Here is a 21,024-nt window from a genome sequence, read left to right as displayed (position 1 = left end):
AGTCTGCAATCCGCAGCGGGAGTAAGTTTCAATCTTTTATGAGTTCTTTATTTATTCCCGGTTCAGGGCAGATGAGAAATAGAACCTGGTGGAAAGCAGGATTATTTTTTGCTATTGAAGCTACCTCGGTTTACTTGTTTGTTGATAACAGGAATGATGCTGTAATTGGCGAAAGAGATTTCAAACAGTTTACAAATAATAATTGGAGCGTGGTTCAATACTCCAACTGGCTTGTTCAATATCACGAAATAAATGGACTGGATAATCCCCATATTGATGATTTACGACAGATGATCGGAAGTTCAGAAGCATCATTTAATGTAAATAAGGATTGGGATATTGTAGACATTGAATTATTACGGCAGGTGGAACGCGATACCCCCTACATAACCACTGACCAAAACAGTTCAAATAATTTTTCTCATACTTTGCCTGAATATGGAAGTCAGCAGTATTTCGAACTAATTTCAAAATATTACCAATACCAGGCCGGTTGGCGAGATTACAATGAATTTCACAATAACATCGGTCATACTGGAACATTCTATGATGAACGATTTGTAATTGACAGAGGTGGTTCTTACGCGAGTCCCTTTTTCTATGATGCTGCAAGAATGGCCGATCAATTTAACACAGATTACAGAACAAGTAACACCTTTTTATCCATTTTGATCGCCAATCATCTCCTTTCCGCTTTTGATGCCTATTTTACATTTAGGTTGAAACAAAACCGTCTTGAAGCTACTTCAAGTGTTATGCCGGGTAAGCAGATCCAACTAACATACAGATTCTAATCCAGCCGGAATGAATCGCATCAAAAATATTTTTATATCAATTTTTACAGACCGAAGGTTATTTATCACTTTGGCTTCAATTATTGGGGCAGGAATTGTAGTGGCATTCCTTCTCGATTTTCTCATTATGCCATCTTACACAAATTACAATGAGGGCATAACGGTTCCTGATGTCACAAAGGTTTCACTTGATGAGGCTACCTCTCTGTTGGATGAGTACGGCCTCCGGCACGAAGTTCTCGACCGCAGGGCCAACTCCGCTTATCCAGCAGATTATATAATTGATCAAGCTCCTTCTGCTCAACAAATTGTAAAACCAAACAGGAAAGTTTATTTAACGGTAAATACAGCAACAACTCCTCAAACAGTTGTTCCCGATGTTGTGAACATGTCTCTGAGAAATGCAGAGATTCAGCTCGAAAATCATGGATTAACAGTAGGAACCAAAAGTTATGAGTCATCCAGATTTAGAAATACAATATTGCGCCAGTCCGTGGCTGCAGGTGATACGGTTTCGCGTGGTACAGTTGTAAATCTTGCAGTTAGTGATGGCCTGGGTTCACGTATCGTTGAAGTGCCTGATGTAGTTGGATTAAGACTCTCTGAGGCTCAGCAAACTATTACAAAAGCTGGTTTAAGAGTTGGTGAAGTTCGTTTTCAGCCCAGTCGTGAGTTTACCCCAAACACTGTTATTTCCTACAGTCCTGATGAGGAGGAGCTTACAGAGGGTGAATCACTTTTCTTAATTGTAGCCGAGCGTTTTGATGCACGAGAAGCAGTTGAATCCGGGGCAATAATTGACGATTCTACATCTGTAAATCAACAAAATCAAAATCCCGAAAACCAGGAATAATGAATGTAAATCTTCCGGTGTTAGCTCCATCCATTCTTGCAGCTGATTTTTCCCGGCTGGGAGAACAGATAAAATCTTGTACTGATGAAGAAATTCAGTGGATACACTGCGACATAATGGACGGGCATTTTGTACCTAACATCAGTTTTGGCCCCGGCATTGTGGGAACGGTGAGAGATATAGCACCCGAAGCGTTTCTTGATGTACACCTGATGATAGAAAACCCAAACAATTTTATTGATGATTTTGCAGATGCCGGTGCTGATCTGATCTCTGTACACTATGAAACTTGTCCCCATCTGCATCGAACAGTTGAAAATATTAAGAATAACGGGTGCATGGCCGGTGTGGTTATAAATCCCGCTACACCCGTTCATTTGCTCGAACCTATCCTGCCGGAAATTGATTTAACTCTGATCATGAGTGTAAATCCCGGATTTGGTGGACAATCATTTATTCGAAGCAGTTATCAGAAAATTAGAAAATTGTACCAATTAAGAGAGGAATCAGGCTTGTCTTTTTTAATAGAAGTTGATGGTGGAGTGGGAACACAAAATGCCGGGGAACTTGTTTCAAATGGTGTGGATGTGTTGGTAGCGGGCAGTAAAGTGTTCAAAACCGACGACATCTCAAAAAGCATTGCATCACTGCTGAAAGCTGCCCGTGCGGGTTCAAACAGAGTTGTTTAACCAATTCTGTAAACTTTCTTATCTTTCAGTATTGTTAATCTAAAGATCTACATTTATCGATACATCACAACAAATTTCTGAAGAAACTCTCTTTATTGAGGATGTGGAACCCGTTGTACTTTTGGGTTTTTCTGATGAGCACCTCAACCAACTGGATCGTGCCTTTCCTGCAACCAAAATTACAGCTCGCGGAAACAGGGTGAAGATTCTGGGGCCGGAATCCGAGGTCGATGCCGTAAAAGAAATCCTCGAAGAGATGATTGGCCTCGCCAAAAGAAATGGCCAAATCCAGCAGAGTGATCTTTCCACCCTGCTTGCACTTGCAAATAAAACTGAGGGAAACGATTCGGCAATTTGGTCACCCCCTGAAGATCCCGATATTGGAGACACAATTCTTCATACGTTTACCGGTGAAGCAATTACAGCCAAGACCCCTGGGCAGCGAGCTATTGTAAAAGCATCGGAACAGAATGACATACTTTTTGCTATAGGTCCGGCCGGTACTGGCAAAACGTATACATCCGTTGCACTGGCCGTTCGGGCACTGAAAGAGCGGAAAGTAAAAAAAATTATTCTGGCACGGCCTGCTGTTGAAGCCGGTGAAAATCTTGGTTTTCTACCCGGTGATTTGAAGGAAAAGATCGACCCCTACCTCCGGCCTCTTTATGATGCATTAGAAGAGATGATTGAGTTCGATAAACTTGAATTTCAGCTCGCTAAAAATATCATCGAAATTGCCCCACTCGCTTACATGAGGGGGCGCACTTTAAATAATGCATTTGTGATTTTGGATGAAGCCCAAAATGCAACCAACACGCAAATGAAGATGTTTTTAACTCGTATTGGCTTTAACAGCCGAGCAATCATTACAGGAGACGTTACTCAAACGGATCTCCCTAAAAGACATCAATCGGGCTTAGTCTCTATCCAAAAAATCCTTCAGGATATAAAAGGAATCTCCTTTACATATCTCGATCAAAATGACGTTGTTCGCCATAAGCTGGTACGCGATATCATTGATGCATATGAAAAATTTGAAAATAAAGAAGACAATTAAGCTCACCGCGCAGTATTCTATTTATGAGTAATCAACCCCGTGTTTCGGCTTTATATGAGGGAACATTTTCAGTTGGCAAAGACAAACTTTTTCACAGAATTGAAAAATCAGACTCTCCAAATAAAGGTGCTTTAAAACTATCTATCAATCCATTTATGATTCAAGATGGTAAACACAACATTTTGTTTGATGCCGGGATAGGCGACCTTTTTGGTAAAGAAACCTCAATCCAAATAATGTTTGAGAATTTAGAGAAGCACTCTCTCTCAGAACATGATATTACCGACATTTTCATCAGTCATCTTCATTTTGATCATATTGCAGGTCTTGCTAATCGTGAACATGGCTTTTGGGAGATAACCTTCCCGGGAGCTTCCGTTTGGGTATCTGAAGGCGGATGGAATCGACTTCGGGAAAATATTGACCAAAACAGTGAAGATGAGATCGATCTGTTTCATTTTTTGGATTCCAAAGCAGATTTAAAATTCTTGTCAGAAAAAGAAAAACCCATACCCAATATTCGAGTTGAGCAAATTGGAGGACACACAAAATTTCACTACGCACTTTTCTATGAAAATGGTGATCATAAATATATGATGGCCGGTGATGTATTGGGATCCAAAGGCGCCGTTAATCGATCATATAAAGCCAAATATGATGAATTCCCTGACCAGAGCATGGAAAAACGTGAAGAGCTCCAAAAATTAGCCTTTGAAGAAGGCTATACCATTATGGCTTACCATGAAACAAATTCACCGCTGTTTAATTTGGTTTCATATGATGAGACTAAAGGGTACAAGATTGATAATGTGTCGGGATGAAAAACACAGAAAAACTTACAGCAACTAAAAAATATCTCGAAGAGAACGGGATTTCTGGCAATGTGGAAGCCGTAGTAATCCTTGGCTCAGGTTTAAGTGGGTTTACAGACTTTATTGGGAATTCCATTGAGATCCCCTATCAAAATATTCCAAACTTTCCTGTAACGTCGGTCCAGGGCCATGATGGCAAACTGATTTACGGCACTATTGAAAATCACAATGTGATGGTTTTTTCAGGCCGTTTCCATCATTACGAAGGGCACCCGTTTGACACAACTGTTTTGCCTATTTATGTGGCAAAACTCTTTTCCACAAATAAGATCATAATATCGAATGCAGCCGGAGCTGTGAATTCTAATTTTAAAATCGGCGATTTGATGGTGATAAATGATGTATTCCGATTGTTTCAAAAAATATCGTCTGAGCCATCTCAATCTTTTACTTATAACTTGTATCCATTTGCTGAAAAAGCGAAGAAAATTGCTGCCGGTATCGGGTTGAATGTACAAAATGGAACGTACTTGTATGTAAAAGGCCCCAATTACGAGACAAAGGCTGAAATAAGGGCCTTTCAGAGGCTTGGGATCGATGTAGTAGGTATGAGTACGGCTCCGGAATTGATGGAAGCTTCACGATTAAATATCCCCGCAACCGCAATAACACTCGTCACAAATATGGCAGCGGGGCTAAGCTCCTCAAAACTGGTTCATTCCGAAGTAAAAGAAGCCGCAAATAGTCGAAAAGATGATTTTGCAAAACTGGTAATTGAGTTGATCAAACAGTTATAATCAGATCAGAAAAAGGAAAGTCTGGTCGTCAGCAGACCGACGATTATTGCCATCAAAAAACTAAAAAGAGTTCCTATCAAAATATATTCGGTCAATTTCCTGTCTTTAGATCGTGTTAGATCCCCAAACCGGAAAACAGACTTTGCGGCCAATAAAAAACCTATCACCTGCGCGTTTCCTGTTATCAAAGACAAGTAAACAAATATCCTCTCCAACATTCCTATATATTTTCCCGCTCCTTGAAGCGATTCTTTTTCACCGGAATCAATCTGTTCGCTCCATGAGGCCATCAAATGCTGCATGAAATAGGACGCCGGGTAGGTTAAAAACAGTAGGCCGGTCAGCATAATCCAAAACTGATCGCTGAAACCGCTGATATCTCCACCACCCCAATAAAAAAACCATGCAGCAACCAGTACCAGGAAATGTGCAACCTGATCAACTGCAAACCACAGTTCTCTGGTTTTTTCTGTTTGAAATGTGAGTTTACATCCATCAATAATATAATGAAGAAATGTAATCAGTAGAATGATTGGTAATACGCTGAGATCCCACAGAATGAGAAGCATTAAAGCAAAATGTATAAAAACATGTAAGAACAGGTGGGGTGAAGACCATTTTTTTCTCTCTTTGCTCTCAATCCATTTGCCTCTTTGAAGAAAGAAATCGCCAATTATGTGCGCTAAAATTAGCTTTACCAAGATCATTTAAAAGCTCCGGGAAATTTGGATTTGAATTCTTTCGCGAAAATATTTTTCCATCTCCATAATTTCATAAATAGCGCCTCTTTTTATTCTATCATTCACGGATGATTGGACAATTCCAAGATGTTCTGCAATTTCTACCTGGGTAATTTCTGATTCGCTGAACAACAGTTCTGCGACTTCGGCTGAATTACTTGTCCATGAATTCATAATGACAAGGGCTAACTTAAACATCATGTTAAACTCTTTATCAAAATCATCCCAGGGAGATTTTACCCCAAGATGTACTTTTTTCTCTTTCAGAGTATCTAACAATTGACCGGAATATACAAAAGCTTCTCCGGCAGCTTCGCTTACCCTGTTTACGTAGGTATCATCTTTGCCAATACCCAGTGCAAGCCTTACATCAAGCTTTTTTTTCTTCTGCTTTTTGATAACCGATTTAATTAGAATAGCAACCCGCAGAGAATCTTCTGCAGGAACAGAAATTTGAAAACTGTCTCCCCTGTAGATTTCCCAGGTTTTTGGTGAATCCCCAAAGGTATTAAAGAGATTTTTTAAAGGATCGAGCCACAATTTGGGATCCTCTACAGATTGTGAATGGACGATATCACCTGTAATTGTAGTTTTCATATATTCAATATCGCCTTTATTACCGATATTTTCAAATTATCGATTTTTATACCGATATTTATTATTTATCGGTAATAAAGACGATATTACAATAAGGATTTCTGGTCACCGTACTTATCTAAATATTGAGAGAGTTTTACTTTTTTCCGGGTACTTTTACTCGTCATGTACCGGAGTTTTCCAAATATCGGTCTCTCCTGCCAGGCACGGTCAAATCGGCCAAAACACCAAAATATACCCGAATAACTGTTTGGGTCCCGACCATCAATTGCATACGTATTATTCAGGTCAATAAGATATTCTAAAGCAGTTTCAGGATCCGGTGTCCACTCAATAACTTTCTTTCCCCATAACATCCTCAGGTAATTGTGTATAATTCCTTCCTGCCGCAGCTGTCTTTGTGCTGCATTCCATAATTCATCATGCGTTTTAGCCTCGGCAAACTCCTGGTATGAATAGGTCCATTCCCTTGGATCATCACGATGTTCATTCATAGTTTTCAATGCCCAGTCGGGTAAACTTTCAAACTTATCATAATCCGGTCGATGGTGCGCAAAATGAAACCCCACCTCTCTCCAGGTTATTAGTTCGTCCAAGAAATCTGCAATTTCTGGATTTCCATTAAAAAATCCACCGGTTGATCCCTTGTTGTAAGTAATCTTATCCAGGCTCCAACCTTCAGGCTGATGTTCAAATATGGCCCGAACAATCTCAAATGGCGAGATTTTACCAAAATGCAGCCATGGACTTAAATGGCTCGTCTTATTCTCATCGGGGTCATTCCGTTTCTCACTATAGTCCATTAAACCATATTGTATGAACTGCCCTAACATCCCCAAACCTGCCTGCCTTGTACCTTCCCACTCAATCGGTTGCACTGAATGATTGATATCAAGAGTATTAATAAATGTTGGTATATCCTCTAAAGCTTTTTTTCCATCGGGAAACTGATTCACTACACCGGAGAGCGATTCAATCTCATTGTCGTTTTCTAAATCTTCCAGGGGGTTCTGTCTCGGGGGATGAGTATAAGCTTCCACAAACTGCTTCTGCATCGTTTTCCTGAAGAAATATGCACTGTAGGGATCTTTATCCGTTATGCCCAGCGGAATGATTCCATTACTATCTACCGTGATATAAGAAACATCAACCTTTTGTGAATATTTTTGATTGCTTTTATTGATGATAAAGATGGGATATTCATCAGATATAACAAGAGAAGCCCGTTCACTCAGATTCATGAACATCTCATCAATTTGACCGGGTTCTCTTTCACAAAATGAAATATAGTTCAGGTCTTTTTTTGCCGCAATATCAAGATGCTCTTTCATCCCCTGCATCATGAATGTATGAGAGCGATCCGTTGCCCACCTGTATTGGCAAGAAAAAGCCTCGTAAATCAATAGCGGTTTGTTGAGTTTATTTGCCCAGCTGACTGCATATTCAAGTGCAAAATTATAATGAAACCTGCGAGTACTCTGCATCCAGTAGAGTACGTAATCTCTCTCGTTTTTTACCTCTTTTTCATTTTGTTCAAAAACCCTGTAGCTGTTTATGTTATTCATTTTTAAATCCTTTTTTCATTTCTCTCATCAACAAAGGGGATTTGCGATCAATTCCTGAAATATAATTTCGAAATAAAAAAGGCCCGATTATCTAAAACCGGACCTTAAAATATAATTGAGTTGAATACAGTAAGTTATTGACCTACAGCCTCTTTCTTTTTCTCAGCCCTTTTTCGTTCATTATGGTCTAAATGAAGTTTTCGAATTCGAAGGCTTTTGGGGGTTACCTCAAGCAGTTCGTCATTATCTATAAATTCAATGCACTGTTCAAGAGACATTTTCCTGGCTTGTGAAATCTTCACAGCGTCGGCGGATTGGGTTGCACGGTGGTTTGTTAGATTTTTCTTCTTCACTACGTTCACTACCAGGTCGTCTACACGGTTGTTAATTCCCACAACTTGTCCTTCATAAACAGGATCACCGGGTTCAACCAAAAATTGTCCGCGGTCTTGTAACCCTTCCAATGCATAGGGAGTAACCTCTCCTCTTTCAAGTGAAATGAGCGTACCCCGGTTTCGTCCCGGAATTTCACCGGCAAACTCTTTATACTCGGAAAACTGCTGGTGCATGATGCCCGTTCCGCGGGTTTCAGTCAACATCTCCCCCCTAAATCCTATCAACCCTCTTGAGGGTACACTAAACTCCAACCTGTGATTATCTCCCTCCTGTACCATGGATGTCATAATCCCTTTACGCTTCTGTAGATTGTCGATCACTTTATTGCTGTAATCGGCGTGTACGTCTACAACCACCTCTTCGAAAGGCTCATAAAGTTCGTCATCAATCTCTTTAAAGAGTACTTCCGGCCTTGATACTGCAAACTCGTATCCTTCTCGACGCATTGTTTCAGTAAGAATAGCTAATTGTAGTTCTCCTCTTCCGGAGACTTTAAAAATATCCGGGTTTTCTGTTTGCATCACCCGAATCGATACGTTTGTTCGAATCTCTTTCTCTAGTCGATCTTTAATCATATTGGAGGTTACATACTCCCCTTCCCGGCCCGCAAACGGAGAATTATTCACCCGAAAGTACATCGCCATTGTAGGCTGATCAATGTCGTAATATTCAATAGGGGTTGGATCTGAAATGTGGGTAAGAGTGTCCCCGATCTCCACGGCATCATACCCGGCAAGTGCAAAAATATCACCGGCATGTGCTTCATCGACAGGTTCACGGGTCAAGCCATTAAATGTATAAAGTTTGGTAGCTTTCGCTTTGGACTTCTGATTTCCCTTTCGGTCCATCAACACAATTTCCTGGTTCGTTTTGATGGTCCCTTGTTCCACTCTTCCGATTGCAATACGTCCAACGTAATCATTCCAGTCTACACTGCTAACCAACATTTTGAAGGGTGCATCAGAGATCTGTTCAGGAGCTGGTATGTGATTTACAATCAAGTCGAATAATGGAGCTAAATCCTTGCCTTCATCTTCAAGTTCTGTTTTTGCAATTCCATTAATGCCAACAGCGTAAAGAATAGGGAAATCAAGCTGCTCATTTGTGGCGTCAAGTGACACAAAAAGATCAAAAATCTCATTCAGAACCGCATCGGGACGGGCATCTTTCCTGTCAATTTTATTAATTACAACAATCGGCTGGTAGTTTAAAGCCAATGATTTTCGAAGTACAAACTTTGTTTGTGGTAGCGGGCCTTCTGCAGCGTCAACCAACAGAATCACGCCATTTACCATTTTAAGGATCCTCTCCACTTCGCCGCCAAAATCGGCGTGGCCCGGTGTGTCAATAATGTTAATTTTCGTGTCTTTCCACTTTACAGCTGTATTCTTCGAACTAATGGTGATTCCTTTCTCTTTCTCAAGATCACCGGAATCCATGACACGTTCCGCAACCTGTTGATTCTCTCTGAATGTACCACTCTGCCTCAGCATTTGATCGACAAGCGTTGTTTTGCCGTGATCTACGTGAGCAATAATGGCGATATTTCTTAATTGTTGTGACATTCTGATATTATTAAACTCATTGAAATTGGGAAAGCCTTAAATATACGGTTAATTCACTTCAATTCTTATTACATTTTACAAATTATATCTTGCATCAAAACTGAAAGAATTTTACCCCTTTTTAAATAGCCAAATTGTCTTTTCCTTATAATCGCCCGGATAAATTATCTAATCTGTCAACTGATAATGCTCAAGTTGCAATCCTACGGTTGTTCTTGGCTTAAATCCCGGCCATTCCTGGCCTTCCTCAATACCCTCTATATTTATATATGAAGCATATCTATCATTTTTCTTGATATACAGATCTAGAAATGCCGTCACAAAGTGCTGATTTATATTATTTATTCTGCGCATATCCCAAACCGAATCTGCATATCGCAAATATTCGTCAAGATGCAAACCAGGATTCATAGATTCTTTTGGCGGTGGATTAGGTGCTACATTGTGACGTGCATTTTGATAGGTTAGCAGGTATCTCTCTGAATTCACAGCTCCTTCAAACATTGCCCTGACACCATTTTCATAACCTGAAATATCATCTTTACTTCCAGCTACAAACATTGAAGGTATCTTTAAGCCTTCCAATCCTTCGGCATTCCACACTCCCCTTGTCATTCCCCATGGAGCAAAAGCAACAACCGCCTTGATTCGCGGATCGATCGATGCTTCATATTCCGGGTTTCCTACGGATCGCTTTTGTAATGCTGTGCTTCCATTGGTTATAGAACCAAAAAATTCTGATGCTTCCGGACTATATCCGGCTCCGGCCACATTTAAAACGCCGTATCCGCCCATTGAATAACCTATAAGTGATGTGCGGTCTACATCAACTAATCCTTGTAGAAATGAAGTATCTTGTTGATCAAGACGAGTAATTTCATCTAGCACAAAAAGCACATCGAGAGACCGGTTGAGGAGAGTACTGCTAAACCCTGCAGCATCTTTAAATGTCGATTCAGTATGATCAATCGCTGCAACTACATATCCTTTAGAGGCAAGATTTTCAGTAAGGTAGGTCATGAGATATCGTGAACCTGTATAGCCGTGTGAAACAATAATCAGTGGATAAGAATCTTCACTTGTATAGGGTTCAGCATCTCTGACTGCTCTGCCTAAAAAAGTAAAAGGAATAAGGGGGCGTTCATCTGTATTGGCATTCCCCATCACTTCATCATAATGGACGAGTGGTTCAACATTTTTCTCTAACTCAGCAGGATACCATACTTCTAGCTTCAGTGGTCGGTCGTAGAGTGATTCACTGTCTTTATCATAATTGAGAATATCAATTTGATCTTTATGAACCAGATCTATCGTTCTGACTCCAACTTCAAATTCACCACGCTCGGCAAGCTCTGGAGCATCCGGTAGGAGATCTCCATATACAAATGGCTTTTCACTGGCCTGGCTGTAGCAAAATGAAGAAAAGAGAAGAGTTATTAATAAGGTGTGTATTGACAAAGACTTTAATCGATTTCTCATGCAGATATTTTGTTGAAATTGAAGGTTCTTTATTTCCAGAGTTCTCTTACAAGCACTCTCAAATTTGTTTGGTAGAATCTGAGATACAAAAAAATATCTAAATAATCACAGGATAAAAGTATATGTGTATTTTACCATCACAGATCTGTATTGATTTCTTGGAAGCATCTGCCCCAGACGATTTAAATTGGTATTCATATTCTCGTTGTAAACAATCCACAAATCATGACCCTCGCTGAAATTATATCGAAATCTTGCATTTGTGGAGAATGAATCGATTGTACTGTTGTATTGCAAAAATATGTTCGTGGATACTTCCGTATTAAATGGCACACCAACTCGAAGCCTGGCGAGATGAGAATTAAATGCTTGATTACGATCTGGAAACTCAACATGATCGAATCCATAGGTTCCCTGCAGTTCTAAGTGTGGTGAGATATTCCAGGTTGGCTGAAGGCTTATCGAGAAACTATATCCATCGTAAAAACCACCCGCTTCCAAATTGGTTCCTAACCTAAATAGGCCGCTTCGAGACATCGTATAATCAATTACTCCACGATAAAAAGTATAATCACCGGCTGGGATAAAAGCATCTTGATCTAATGTAAAAGGAACTAACAGATCCTCATAAACCAAATTAGCACCTATGCTTCCCCGGCCTCCGGATTTCAGCAGGAAACTCCACTCCGGACCGGCTTCAAATGTCTCAATCGTTCCATCTATGTTTCTAATAAAGGATTCGCCGCCAATCAAGAACGTATGATAAATGAGTGACGAATCATCTCCGGGCCGCCAGGAGTAAGAGAAATCCTGGCTGAGTTGCGTAAAATCGGATCGCTGTACAAATCCTAATTGAGGAGAGTAATCCTCACCCGACCAGATGACACCCGTTCGATATCCAAACCCATCACGTAACCGTTTCTCAAATACGCCAAAAAAGCGGCCACTTTTCCCCGGACTCCAATCTGCGTCGAACTGTTCTCTGTCATCGAGTGTATGAGCCCATCGAACAGTCAGATAATCATCGCCGTAGAGTCTGAATGTTCCATCCACTCCATAGGCTAAATTGTAATTTCCATCTGCACCGATTCGACTCGTCATCATGCCGCCGGCATAGGAATAGGGATTAAAGATTTGCCGTTTCAATCGTAAAGCCCCGAAATTTTCCGATGGCAGATCTCCCATCTTCTCAGTTTGCATATTCACAAATCCAACATCCCAATCACCCGCTCTGCCTACAATTCTTGCACCTCCAAGAATTCGGACCATCTCACCATCATCCGTCAGCCCAATTCTTCTACTGTGAAATAAATGGCTCAATCCACCGGTTCTGAATTCAAATAACCCTGCTCGTTCTTGAAAAAATTGTCGTTTCTCCGGAAAAAAGAGCGAAAATCGAGTCAGGTTTACTTGTTGATCATCCACCTCCACCTGGGCAAAATCCGTGTTCAACGTAAGGTCCATCGTGAGATTACTGGTCAAACCATATTTAACATCGAGGCCGAAATCTGCTGTTTGATCGTGAATATGTCGATACCCATCAGAACTCTCCTCTGAAACGGCAGCTCGTTCCAACCCGCCCAAAACATAAGGGCGTACATACACCGGACGCTGACTCTCCACACCCTCCAGAACGATCGTTTGCATTCGAGAAGGTTTCAGATAAGCGAAATCTGTACTTGGCTCAATGGCCGGATATACTGCTCGTTCTGACTTTCTAACGATGATTCGGTGTAACGATAACCCCATCTCAACGCGCCCTTCTTTATCCTGGAATCGTAAACTTGAAAGTGGAACACGTGTTTCTGCAAACCACCCTTTATCCGTTACTTCTACTCCAACATCCCAAAATGTGTTGTAATCTGCATTAACCCAAGACCCGGCTTCGCCCACTCCATCTTGCGTAATTGCTACATCCCGCCGAATTCCTGCCGGGTTTGTTGTAAAGACGAGAGAGTTTTCATTGTCGTTGAAGGTATCGATCATCACTTCGAAGTAGTCATCACTACCGAAGCGATCTCTAAACAAGATGTTGCCTCGAATGCCACCGTGATTGGAGTCGTACGCGCGCATCGAAAAGTACATATAGGTATCGTCGTAGGCGACTCGTACCTCTGTCTTTTCTGAAGGTGAGCCACCGAAAGTCGGCTGATACATCGTCATTGGTAACGGGTCTACATTTTGCCAGGCAGCTTCGTCACTAAATCCATCTAACGTAATCGGTTGATTGATGCGAGTGATATGGAAAGGTTCCTCTGTTTGAGCAGAAGCTGTTTGATTGATTACAAATACAAACACTAACAACCATCCAACCCATTTTACTAATACCTCGATATAAACTTTCAATGCGACATCAATTTTTCATGTTTGATTTATTTGTTGGTAAGGTTTTGAATCTTTTAATAATAAAAGTCCATCAGCAGAATATCTTTAGCTTTACAATTCTTTACTTGAAGAGACCGAAACCAATTAACGAACACTCATCTTTGTTCAGACTTTATAACTTTGCTACCTTCAATTAAACCATAAAAAAAGACTTTTATCATGGATTTAAAACTTAAACAACAACGATTTATCGTATGCGGAGCCAGTAGTGGTTTTGGTGAAGCTGTTGCCCGTCAACTGTTAATCGAAGGAGCGAAAGTTGTATTGGTTGCACGCCGGGGCGATATGCTTCGAGACAAGTTTGATCACTTCAAAAATCAGACCGAAATCATTGAGGGAAGCCTGATTTATGATGATACGTTAGATCAGATCGAAAAAACTACTAAGTCTGGAGATCTGCATGGAATTCTTTTCAATGCCGGGGGACCTCCAACAGGAACACCCCTCGAAACTGATATGGACGATTGGGATGCATCCTGGCAGTTGGTGATGCGATGGAAAATTGATCTGGCATTACGACTTGCTCCAATTTTAACTGAAAAGGAATATGGGCGAATTCTGTTTATCGAGAGTCAATCCGTGAAACAACCACTCCCCTCTTTGGTCTTGAGCAATTCATTTCGAGCCGGAGTAGTTGGTTTTGCAAAGTCATTAGCACTCGAAATTGCAAAAAAGGGTGTGACAGTGAATGTTATTGCCCCCGGTGCCCACGAAACGCCTGCAATTGATCGCGTCATAAAAAATAACAGCACCGTTCAGGGAGTTTCGTATGATGAAGCAAAAAAAGAGATGGAAAAAAATATTCCGGTCGGCCGAATGGGTAAGGCTGAAGAATTGGCTTCATTGGCTGCATGGTTGCTGTCTCCGCATAGCGGATATATTACCGGGCAAACGATCAGCCATGAAGGTGGAGTGATTAAAGGTATTTTTGGTTGATCAGCTATCAGCTATCAGCTATCAGCTATCAGCTATCAGCTATCAGCTATAAAAAGTTATGGGTTATTCACGATTTCAAAATTTATTCACCAAAACTGTTCACTGCTAATTGCTAACTTCAACTGAAATGTGGTATCAAAAAGAGATTACGCTATCACCTAAATCAAGAGGATTTCATTTGATTACAAATGAGATCACATCAAAACTCGATAAACTGAGTGATATTCAAACAGGGATCGCTCATATTTTCATCAAACACACCAGTGCCGGGTTGACGATCAACGAAAATGCCGATCCATCCGTCCGCCGCGATTTCGAGACTCATTTCAATCGAATGGTCCCCGAGGATATGTCTATGTTTGAACACACGTTGGAGGGAGCTGATGATATGACCTCTCACCTGAAAAGTTCGATTTTAGGTCACTCGGTAACCATTCCTGTCTCAAACGGACGGCTAAACCTGGGAACCTGGCAGGGAGTTTATCTTTGTGAACATCGAAACAGGGGTGGTTCACGAAGATTGGTTGTAACTCTTCATGGAGAATAAAAAGCTTCAAAACCCTAAAGATTTGGCAGATTAAATATTGATTACAAATCTTATTGGGCTGTTTGAAAAGTTTAGTTTACATTCATGCAAATTGCTTGATGTTCTAAACTAACTTCTACCAATGAAATACACGTTATTAGCCATATCACTATTTTCTCTCTCATTTTTTTCAACTCAAATTCCTTCCGATGATTCGGCGAATGAATTTCTTGCCTCATTGAATGAAGAGCAACACGAAAAAGCTCAAAAATCATTCGATGATTTAACCCGTCATACCTGGCATTTCCTCCCCGCAGCCATGTGGCCCAGGCCGGGAATTCCCCTGCATGAACTCAATGAAAATCAAAAAGAACTTCTGTTTGATCTTCTGCAAGAATTTCTAAGTGAATCCGGTTACGATAAAACGCTTTCTATTATTGAATTGGAAAATGTCTTGGCGGAGATCGAAAACAACCCGGATTTCAGAGACCCTGATCTATATTTTGCCACTTTTTACGGTGAACCGAACAACGACGATAAATGGGCATGGTCATTTGAGGGGCATCATATCTCTTTAAATTTTACAGTAGTTGAAGGTGAAGTTTCTATGGTTCCACGATTTTTAGGAGCCCGCCCCTCTCTGATTTCTGAAGGTTCGAGAGAAGGTGAGAAAACAGCCTTGCACAGAGAAGAAGATTTAGGAATTGAGCTTATTCAATCCATGTCTGATGAACAACTCGACAAAGCCATTTTCCTGGAAACTGCATTTTGGGAGATTGTAACCAATGTAGCCACTGAAACGGGACCGCTGACTTTTGAGGGGATTATGATGGGTGAACTGAATGAAGATCAGCAAGTCTTGCTACTCGATATCATCAACGAGTATCTCTCTGCAATGCCGGAGGAACTTGCCGAGCAACGGTATGAAAATCTAAAAAATGAGGAGTTTAACGATATTGAGTTTGCCTGGGCCGGTGCTACCGAGTTAGGCGAGGCTCACTACTATCGAGTCCAGGGAGAAACGTTCCTTATTGAGTTCGATAATACCCAGGATGATGCCAATCACATACACACCGTTTGGAGAGATTTTGATGGTGATTTTGGCAAAGATCTACTGAGACAACATTACCACAACTCACCTCATCATCAGCATTAAAATGTAAAGGGTGACCTTTTAGAAGGTTACCCTATTTCTATCTTCTCAATACTTTAAATGCAATATTTCGTCCCTCTCCCTGCATAATGGCGAGAATAATTCAGGTCATGGTAAACCATTAAAAGAGAGATTCTCAATCCGAAAAACCTTTCTTAAAATACTAGTTACTTCGATGAATCTTCAAATTCAAGCTAACGTAGAAGACTATTAAGGTTCATATAATTTCCTCGATAAAGTATATAACCAATTGGCTTTCAATAAATTAACCAATTTTTTTCGTAAGTATTCACATTTAATATAGAATTCATTTTGACATGAAAACTTTATTCCAATTTATAATCCTGTCCCTGCTTCTGCCTAGTTTCCTTCTTTCACAAAACAACTATGATAAAATTACACCCCTAACTGTTGGTGAAGCGATAACTGATTCGCTGACTAGCAAAAGTGTACATATCTACACTGTTGAGTTAGATTCAACCCAGTTCGTTTTTGGCCATGCCGATCAAAAAACTGTGGACGTGGTAATTTCTGTTATTGGTCCTCAAGACGAAAGATTTGGCAGGTTCGATTTTTCTGCCCGGAGTAAAGATACATTCCAGTTCGATACCGAGTCAGCCGGGACATATCGAATTGAAATCACCCCATTTGAAGAAGAGGAAGGAACTTATTCTCTATCCATCGATCATGTTGCGCCTGTAGCTCAAGAACCTGCTGCCAGAGTTGATCAATTAATGATGGAATATACCGCAGATGACGTTCCCGGTGGATCAGTCATGGTGATGAAAGACGGAGAAGTCATATTCCAGGAAGAATATGGGATGGCAAATCTGACTTATGATATCCCCTTCCAAAAAAACACGCGTCATAATATTGGTTCCACTTCCAAACAGTTCACAGCGTTTGCGATATTATTGCTCGCCGAACAGGGTAAACTTTCTCTGGATGATGATATACGGAATCATATCCCGGAATTACCTGTTTTTGAAGATACGGTGAGGATTAAACACCTGCTTTCCCATACTAGCGGATACCGCGAGTATTTGAATACATTGTCAATGACAGGAAAGGATATCAGCAGCCAACTTGGTATGGACAAAATTATAGAAATTGTCCAGAACCAACCAGAACTTCAGAATAAACCCGGGGAAGAGTGGAATTACAATAACACAGGTTTTGCCCTGATGTCAGAAGTTGTAAAACGAACAACGGATACTCCATTTCCGCAATGGATGAAAGAAAATCTGTTTGAGCCTCTGGAGATGAACCAAACAGTTGTCAGAGCAAGTCCGGGCCAGGTTGTTGATTATCGTTCTACCGGATATGGGAGGTCTGAGGAAGGAACCTACGAAGCAGCAACTGATATAGCAGGAGCCATGGGAGCAGGTGGTATATACACAACCATGGATGATTTACAGAAATGGGTTAATCACCTGATCGATCCAAAAATTGGAAACAAAATGATGATTGAGGAGATGACAAATCCATTCGTACTTAATGATGGCGACACCACTAACTACGGACTGGGATTATTTGTTGGAGAGTATAAAGGGCTTGATTATTTCCATCATGGAGGAGCCGACGTTGCGCATAGATCCATGCTTATGGTTTTCCCCGACATTAATGCTGCTGTTATCACTCAAAGCAATAATGCAGGAATTAACGGAAATATCCCAAATAGTGTAGCAGATACCTTTTTTAAAGAATATTTGGAAGAAGATGTTGAAGAAACTGGTGATGAATCAAGCGAAGATGTCGTGACATTTGAATACGATCCCGAAAATTTCGAACCTCTGACAGGTCGATATGAATTGGAAATTCAACCCGGATTCATACTTACATTCGACCGTGACGGTAACCGAATTTATACCCAAGCTACCAATCAGCCGGAAATTGATCTTACAGCAACCTCCGATTCAACATTTACCCTGGCAGGAGTTGATGCATCCATAACATTTCACTTGAATGAGGATCAATCTGCAGATTCCCTAACTCTCCACCAAAATGGTCAACATATAGCCCATAAAGTGGAATGGAACCCATCTATGAACGAGCTTGATGAGTTTACAGGAAGGTATTTCAGTGAAGAGATACAAACCATTTATAATGTTGCTGTTGAAGACAGCAGTCTTGTGCTAAAAAATTATCAAATGGATGATATGGAAATGAACCCCGGCAATATTGATGAATTTAGTGCCGGATTTCCGATGGGGTCGATTGAATTCCAAAGAAGTGAAACTGGAGACATAACCGGATTTAAAGCTTCAAACGGACGAACCCGTGGCGTTCATTTTCAGAAACAAGAACTTTATTAGCAACTGTTCCTGAAGATAATACAAGTGAATGGGGTATTCATATGACGGATACCCCAAAATTTCGAGGATAGAACTGGTTGAATAGGAAATCTAATTATTCAATTGTAAACCTTTCAAAAACCGGCTCTTCCGCTGGTGAGTGGACTACCCAGGCATACTCCCCCGGTTCAATGTCAACTGTAAAATAAGCCTCGCCACCATACGGAAGCGAGCCGTACACATCGGCACCGCCCAAAAATTCAGCCGGTGCCGGTGCACGTAACCCTCCCACTTGATACCATCCCATCCATTCATTGATGGATGCAAAATCAGTTTCATTGTTTGCGCGAATCAGGTGTACATCGTCATAGTAGAGCTGACCCTCCTCATTCAGTTCAAAATCGACAGATATTAATTGTTTCCCGTCGCTAATCTCTTCAGTAGTTTGGATACCCTGTTCTGATAGTGAAATTGAATAATCAGATGTGGGAGCAGATGACCCGTTTTGTTCCTCTAAAACCGTAATTTCCCGAATCATCCCGTTAGAGATATGTATCCTGCCATTGGCATCTTTCACCCAACACTCTATCATATAGGTCCCCGGCTCAAGGTACATTGAATTTTCTGTTGTATGACCGGGAGATACCATCCCTCTTGATTTGACGTATGCAATATCTGAATTCCAATCGGGTAATAATTCGTATGCTGATGATCCAATCTCAGATGCTTCAATTTCCCCGTCCTGAAGCTGTTGCAAGATCGTTTCCCATGCCGGCATAATATCATTCATGTAATCATTGAGATGCTTACCATTAGGCAATTTAGCCAAACCCAACTCATGAATCTCCATTCCTCGTTCATTGATTAATCTCAAGGTAGTCCAACCTGATTGAATAGTATCAGGAGCCTGGAATGCGTAATCAGCAGCCAATACTTCAATAACCGGAGGTGACGATTGTTCCATATTCTGTGATTCGTTTTGATCCCCGGAATTACCACAACCCAAAATTAAAACCGGCAAAACGATGATAAAATATACAGTGAAGAATCTCATAAATTCATTCTTTAATAAAAATTAAATAAAACTATCAGCCTGCTCTATTATATCTATGCGTATTCTTCTTCACTTTCCTAGCAAGAGATACGATGAGCTGGAGATAAGAAACATTTAATGCAGATATAATTTTACAAATCAAATATTTAAATGGAGGGGGTACTATGGCAAGAAGCAATCGAGTTGTTCATTTTGAAATACCTACCCATCACCCGAAAAAATCTATGGAATTCTTTAAAAAGATCGTAAAGCGAGTAACAAAGTTGTAGTTCTAAAATCGCCTGTACCAAATATGGAATGGTTCTGTATGTTTACTGATATAGATGTAAACATACATGGGCTTCGGCAAACAGATGATAACGCAGGTTATTAAGCTTTATATTCCTTTTTTCAACTTCAGCATCCTTGATATTAAATCTTGTTTTTGAGTGTAGGCCTCTTCATCTATCATGGAAACATGTTTAACATCCTCCACAGAGTAGAATGCTTCAGGTGCATGTTGATTTACAACTTCTGCAAGATCATGCCAGCGTTTTCTTTTTGCCACTGTAAATAAAATTTTTACGGGACCATATTTTCCTTTTCCGTCGATCTCGGTAACTCTAAAATGAGCTTCATTTAATTTCTGGGCCAGATTCTCACTCTCCTCTCCTACAATAATTCTGAAAATTTGAACACCCATTTTCATTCTCTCTTCAATAAACATGCCGATGTATGTACCTGTGGCAAAACCACCTGCAAAAGCTACATAGTTAATCCAGTTATCAAGGTTCTGAAAAATTTGTGCTACAATTACGATCCAAATTAATACCTCGATAAAACCTAAAATTGTTGCCTTCCCGCGCATGCCTTTCGAAACAAAAATAATCCGTAATGTTCCGAGGCTTACATCAAGAATTCGGGCTAAAAAGATAAAAAGCGGTACGTAAGCAGCAGGCAAGAGCTCAAAAATTGAAAACAATAGACTCCCTATTTAGTGGATTGAAAATTTCTCTTAACGCGTATACAAGTTGAATTTACAAAGCTACAGTCGTATTCATTATATGAAGCATGTTTTATAGGCTAAATATCCCCCTGAGCCCCCCTTCGAAGGGGGAAGATTCGGGTGCTTTTTCCCGACCGCTGTCGGGAGGGATGACAAAAGCTAAAAAAACTCATTTCAGATAACTATAGGGTTTTATTGCTTAAAAACTTAACTGGTAAATGCGTTCTCTTACTAAATATAAAAAAAGGCGTGCAGTCTTTTTAAAAATACGAGCTTGCTCAACGAAGCTTTAGCGTAGTTGAGCGGATCGACTACGCGCAAGGCTTCGTCGATTAAAAGAGAGAGGG

18 protein-coding genes are annotated in these 21,024 nt (G+C 40.6%); 10 read left to right on the top strand and 8 right to left on the bottom strand.

The window, feature by feature from the left end; translation table 11 throughout:
• Positions 1–38: 38 nt before the first annotated feature.
• The 6 genes from L6773_RS16375 (at position 39) to L6773_RS16350 (ending at position 5,002) form a co-directional block, all read left to right on the top strand.
• Complete coding sequence (locus L6773_RS16375) at positions 39–794, top strand: DUF5683 domain-containing protein (protein ID WP_237855526.1); 756 nt, start codon at positions 39–41, stop codon at positions 792–794.
• 10 nt (positions 795–804) lie between these two features.
• Entirely contained in the window at positions 805–1,647 is an 843-nt protein-coding gene (locus tag L6773_RS16370) for a PASTA domain-containing protein (protein WP_237855525.1), read from the top strand.
• Positions 1,647–2,336 (top strand): ribulose-phosphate 3-epimerase, encoded by a 690-nt coding sequence (rpe, locus tag L6773_RS16365; RefSeq protein WP_237855524.1) that lies wholly within the window; start codon positions 1,647–1,649, stop codon positions 2,334–2,336. The genes L6773_RS16370 and rpe overlap by 1 nt, the downstream gene beginning before the upstream one ends.
• A 94-nt stretch (positions 2,337–2,430) precedes the next feature.
• A complete protein-coding gene (locus tag L6773_RS16360; RefSeq protein WP_369431590.1) occupies positions 2,431–3,393 on the top strand; it encodes a PhoH family protein in 963 nt (320 codons plus the stop codon).
• A 23-nt stretch (positions 3,394–3,416) separates the two neighbouring features.
• Positions 3,417–4,214: an MBL fold metallo-hydrolase gene (locus L6773_RS16355; RefSeq protein WP_237855522.1), complete on the top strand. Its 798-nt coding sequence runs from the start codon at positions 3,417–3,419 to the stop codon at positions 4,212–4,214.
• Complete coding sequence (locus L6773_RS16350) at positions 4,211–5,002, top strand: purine-nucleoside phosphorylase (protein ID WP_237855521.1); 792 nt, start codon at positions 4,211–4,213, stop codon at positions 5,000–5,002. Before L6773_RS16355 ends, L6773_RS16350 begins: the two co-directional genes overlap by 4 nt.
• Before the next feature lie 5 nt (positions 5,003–5,007).
• On the opposite strand, the gene L6773_RS16345 is transcribed toward L6773_RS16350, so the two are convergent.
• From L6773_RS16345 to L6773_RS16320, 6 genes are all read right to left on the bottom strand, one after another.
• A complete protein-coding gene (locus L6773_RS16345; protein WP_237855520.1) occupies positions 5,008–5,709 on the bottom strand; it encodes a DUF3307 domain-containing protein in 702 nt (233 codons plus the stop codon).
• Positions 5,710–6,339, bottom strand: coding sequence for a SatD family protein (locus L6773_RS16340; RefSeq protein ID WP_237855519.1), 630 nt, complete (start codon positions 6,337–6,339; stop codon positions 5,710–5,712).
• 86 nt (positions 6,340–6,425) lie between these two features.
• Positions 6,426–7,904: an FAD-binding domain-containing protein gene (locus tag L6773_RS16335; RefSeq protein ID WP_237855518.1), complete on the bottom strand. Its 1,479-nt coding sequence runs from the start codon at positions 7,902–7,904 to the stop codon at positions 6,426–6,428.
• A 134-nt stretch (positions 7,905–8,038) separates the two neighbouring features.
• Complete coding sequence (gene typA, locus L6773_RS16330; RefSeq protein WP_237855517.1) at positions 8,039–9,865, bottom strand: translational GTPase TypA; 1,827 nt, start codon at positions 9,863–9,865, stop codon at positions 8,039–8,041.
• A gap of 168 nt (positions 9,866–10,033) precedes the next feature.
• On the bottom strand, positions 10,034–11,344 hold the full coding sequence (locus L6773_RS16325) for an alpha/beta hydrolase family protein (RefSeq protein ID WP_237855516.1): 1,311 nt from the start codon (positions 11,342–11,344) through the stop codon (positions 10,034–10,036).
• Between the two features lie 105 nt (positions 11,345–11,449).
• Complete coding sequence (locus L6773_RS16320; protein ID WP_237855515.1) at positions 11,450–13,690, bottom strand: carbohydrate binding family 9 domain-containing protein; 2,241 nt, start codon at positions 13,688–13,690, stop codon at positions 11,450–11,452.
• 198 nt (positions 13,691–13,888) lie between these two features.
• Here L6773_RS16320 and L6773_RS16315 point away from each other — a divergent pair, with 198 nt between their 5' ends.
• The 4 genes from L6773_RS16315 to L6773_RS16300 all read left to right on the top strand — a co-directional run bounded on the left by L6773_RS16315 (position 13,889) and on the right by L6773_RS16300 (position 18,659).
• Positions 13,889–14,665 carry an SDR family oxidoreductase gene (locus L6773_RS16315; protein ID WP_237855514.1) on the top strand — a complete coding sequence of 259 codons (777 nt, stop codon included), beginning with the start codon at positions 13,889–13,891 and terminating at the stop codon, positions 14,663–14,665.
• 127 nt (positions 14,666–14,792) lie between these two features.
• Positions 14,793–15,212, top strand: coding sequence for a secondary thiamine-phosphate synthase enzyme YjbQ (locus tag L6773_RS16310; protein ID WP_369431589.1), 420 nt, complete (start codon positions 14,793–14,795; stop codon positions 15,210–15,212).
• A 121-nt stretch (positions 15,213–15,333) separates the two neighbouring features.
• Positions 15,334–16,347, top strand: coding sequence for a DUF3500 domain-containing protein (locus L6773_RS16305; RefSeq protein WP_237855512.1), 1,014 nt, complete (start codon positions 15,334–15,336; stop codon positions 16,345–16,347).
• Positions 16,348–16,661: 314 nt separating this feature from the next.
• Positions 16,662–18,659, top strand: a complete 1,998-nt coding sequence (locus L6773_RS16300) for a serine hydrolase domain-containing protein (RefSeq protein ID WP_237855511.1) — start codon at positions 16,662–16,664, stop codon at positions 18,657–18,659.
• A 94-nt stretch (positions 18,660–18,753) separates the two neighbouring features.
• Here L6773_RS16300 and L6773_RS16295 read toward each other — a convergent pair whose 3' ends face one another.
• Complete coding sequence (locus L6773_RS16295; RefSeq protein WP_237855510.1) at positions 18,754–19,692, bottom strand: hypothetical protein; 939 nt, start codon at positions 19,690–19,692, stop codon at positions 18,754–18,756.
• A 376-nt stretch (positions 19,693–20,068) separates the two neighbouring features.
• Positions 20,069–20,653, bottom strand: a complete 585-nt coding sequence (locus L6773_RS16290) for a DUF2179 domain-containing protein (protein ID WP_237855509.1) — start codon at positions 20,651–20,653, stop codon at positions 20,069–20,071.
• Between the last annotated feature and the right edge of the window lie 371 nt (positions 20,654–21,024).

Source organism: Rhodohalobacter sulfatireducens (assembly GCF_022012475.1).
Taxonomy (GTDB): Bacteria; Bacteroidota; Rhodothermia; order Balneolales; family Balneolaceae; genus Rhodohalobacter; species Rhodohalobacter sulfatireducens.
The sequence above is the reverse complement of the archived record's forward strand: the minus strand, read 5'-3'. Positions and strand labels throughout refer to the sequence as shown.

Bases quoted from the DNA above. Each gene is read 5' to 3' on its own strand.
- L6773_RS16375 (WP_237855526.1), top strand. From the start codon at position 39: ATGAGTTCTTTATTTATTCCCGGTTCAGGGCAGATGAGAAATAGAACC.
- L6773_RS16370 (WP_237855525.1), top strand. From the start codon at position 805: ATGAATCGCATCAAAAATATTTTTATATCAATTTTTACAGACCGAAGG.
- rpe (WP_237855524.1), top strand. From the start codon at position 1,647: ATGAATGTAAATCTTCCGGTGTTAGCTCCATCCATTCTTGCAGCTGAT.
- L6773_RS16355 (WP_237855522.1), top strand. From the start codon at position 3,417: ATGAGTAATCAACCCCGTGTTTCGGCTTTATATGAGGGAACATTTTCA.
- L6773_RS16350 (WP_237855521.1), top strand. From the start codon at position 4,211: ATGAAAAACACAGAAAAACTTACAGCAACTAAAAAATATCTCGAAGAG.
- L6773_RS16345 (WP_237855520.1), bottom strand. From the start codon at position 5,709: ATGATCTTGGTAAAGCTAATTTTAGCGCACATAATTGGCGATTTCTTT.
- L6773_RS16340 (WP_237855519.1), bottom strand. From the start codon at position 6,339: ATGAAAACTACAATTACAGGTGATATCGTCCATTCACAATCTGTAGAG.
- L6773_RS16335 (WP_237855518.1), bottom strand. From the start codon at position 7,904: ATGAATAACATAAACAGCTACAGGGTTTTTGAACAAAATGAAAAAGAG.
- typA (WP_237855517.1), bottom strand. From the start codon at position 9,865: ATGTCACAACAATTAAGAAATATCGCCATTATTGCTCACGTAGATCAC.
- L6773_RS16325 (WP_237855516.1), bottom strand. From the start codon at position 11,344: ATGAGAAATCGATTAAAGTCTTTGTCAATACACACCTTATTAATAACT.
- L6773_RS16315 (WP_237855514.1), top strand. From the start codon at position 13,889: ATGGATTTAAAACTTAAACAACAACGATTTATCGTATGCGGAGCCAGT.
- L6773_RS16310 (WP_369431589.1), top strand. From the start codon at position 14,793: ATGTGGTATCAAAAAGAGATTACGCTATCACCTAAATCAAGAGGATTT.
- L6773_RS16305 (WP_237855512.1), top strand. From the start codon at position 15,334: ATGAAATACACGTTATTAGCCATATCACTATTTTCTCTCTCATTTTTT.
- L6773_RS16300 (WP_237855511.1), top strand. From the start codon at position 16,662: ATGAAAACTTTATTCCAATTTATAATCCTGTCCCTGCTTCTGCCTAGT.
- L6773_RS16295 (WP_237855510.1), bottom strand. From the start codon at position 19,692: ATGAGATTCTTCACTGTATATTTTATCATCGTTTTGCCGGTTTTAATT.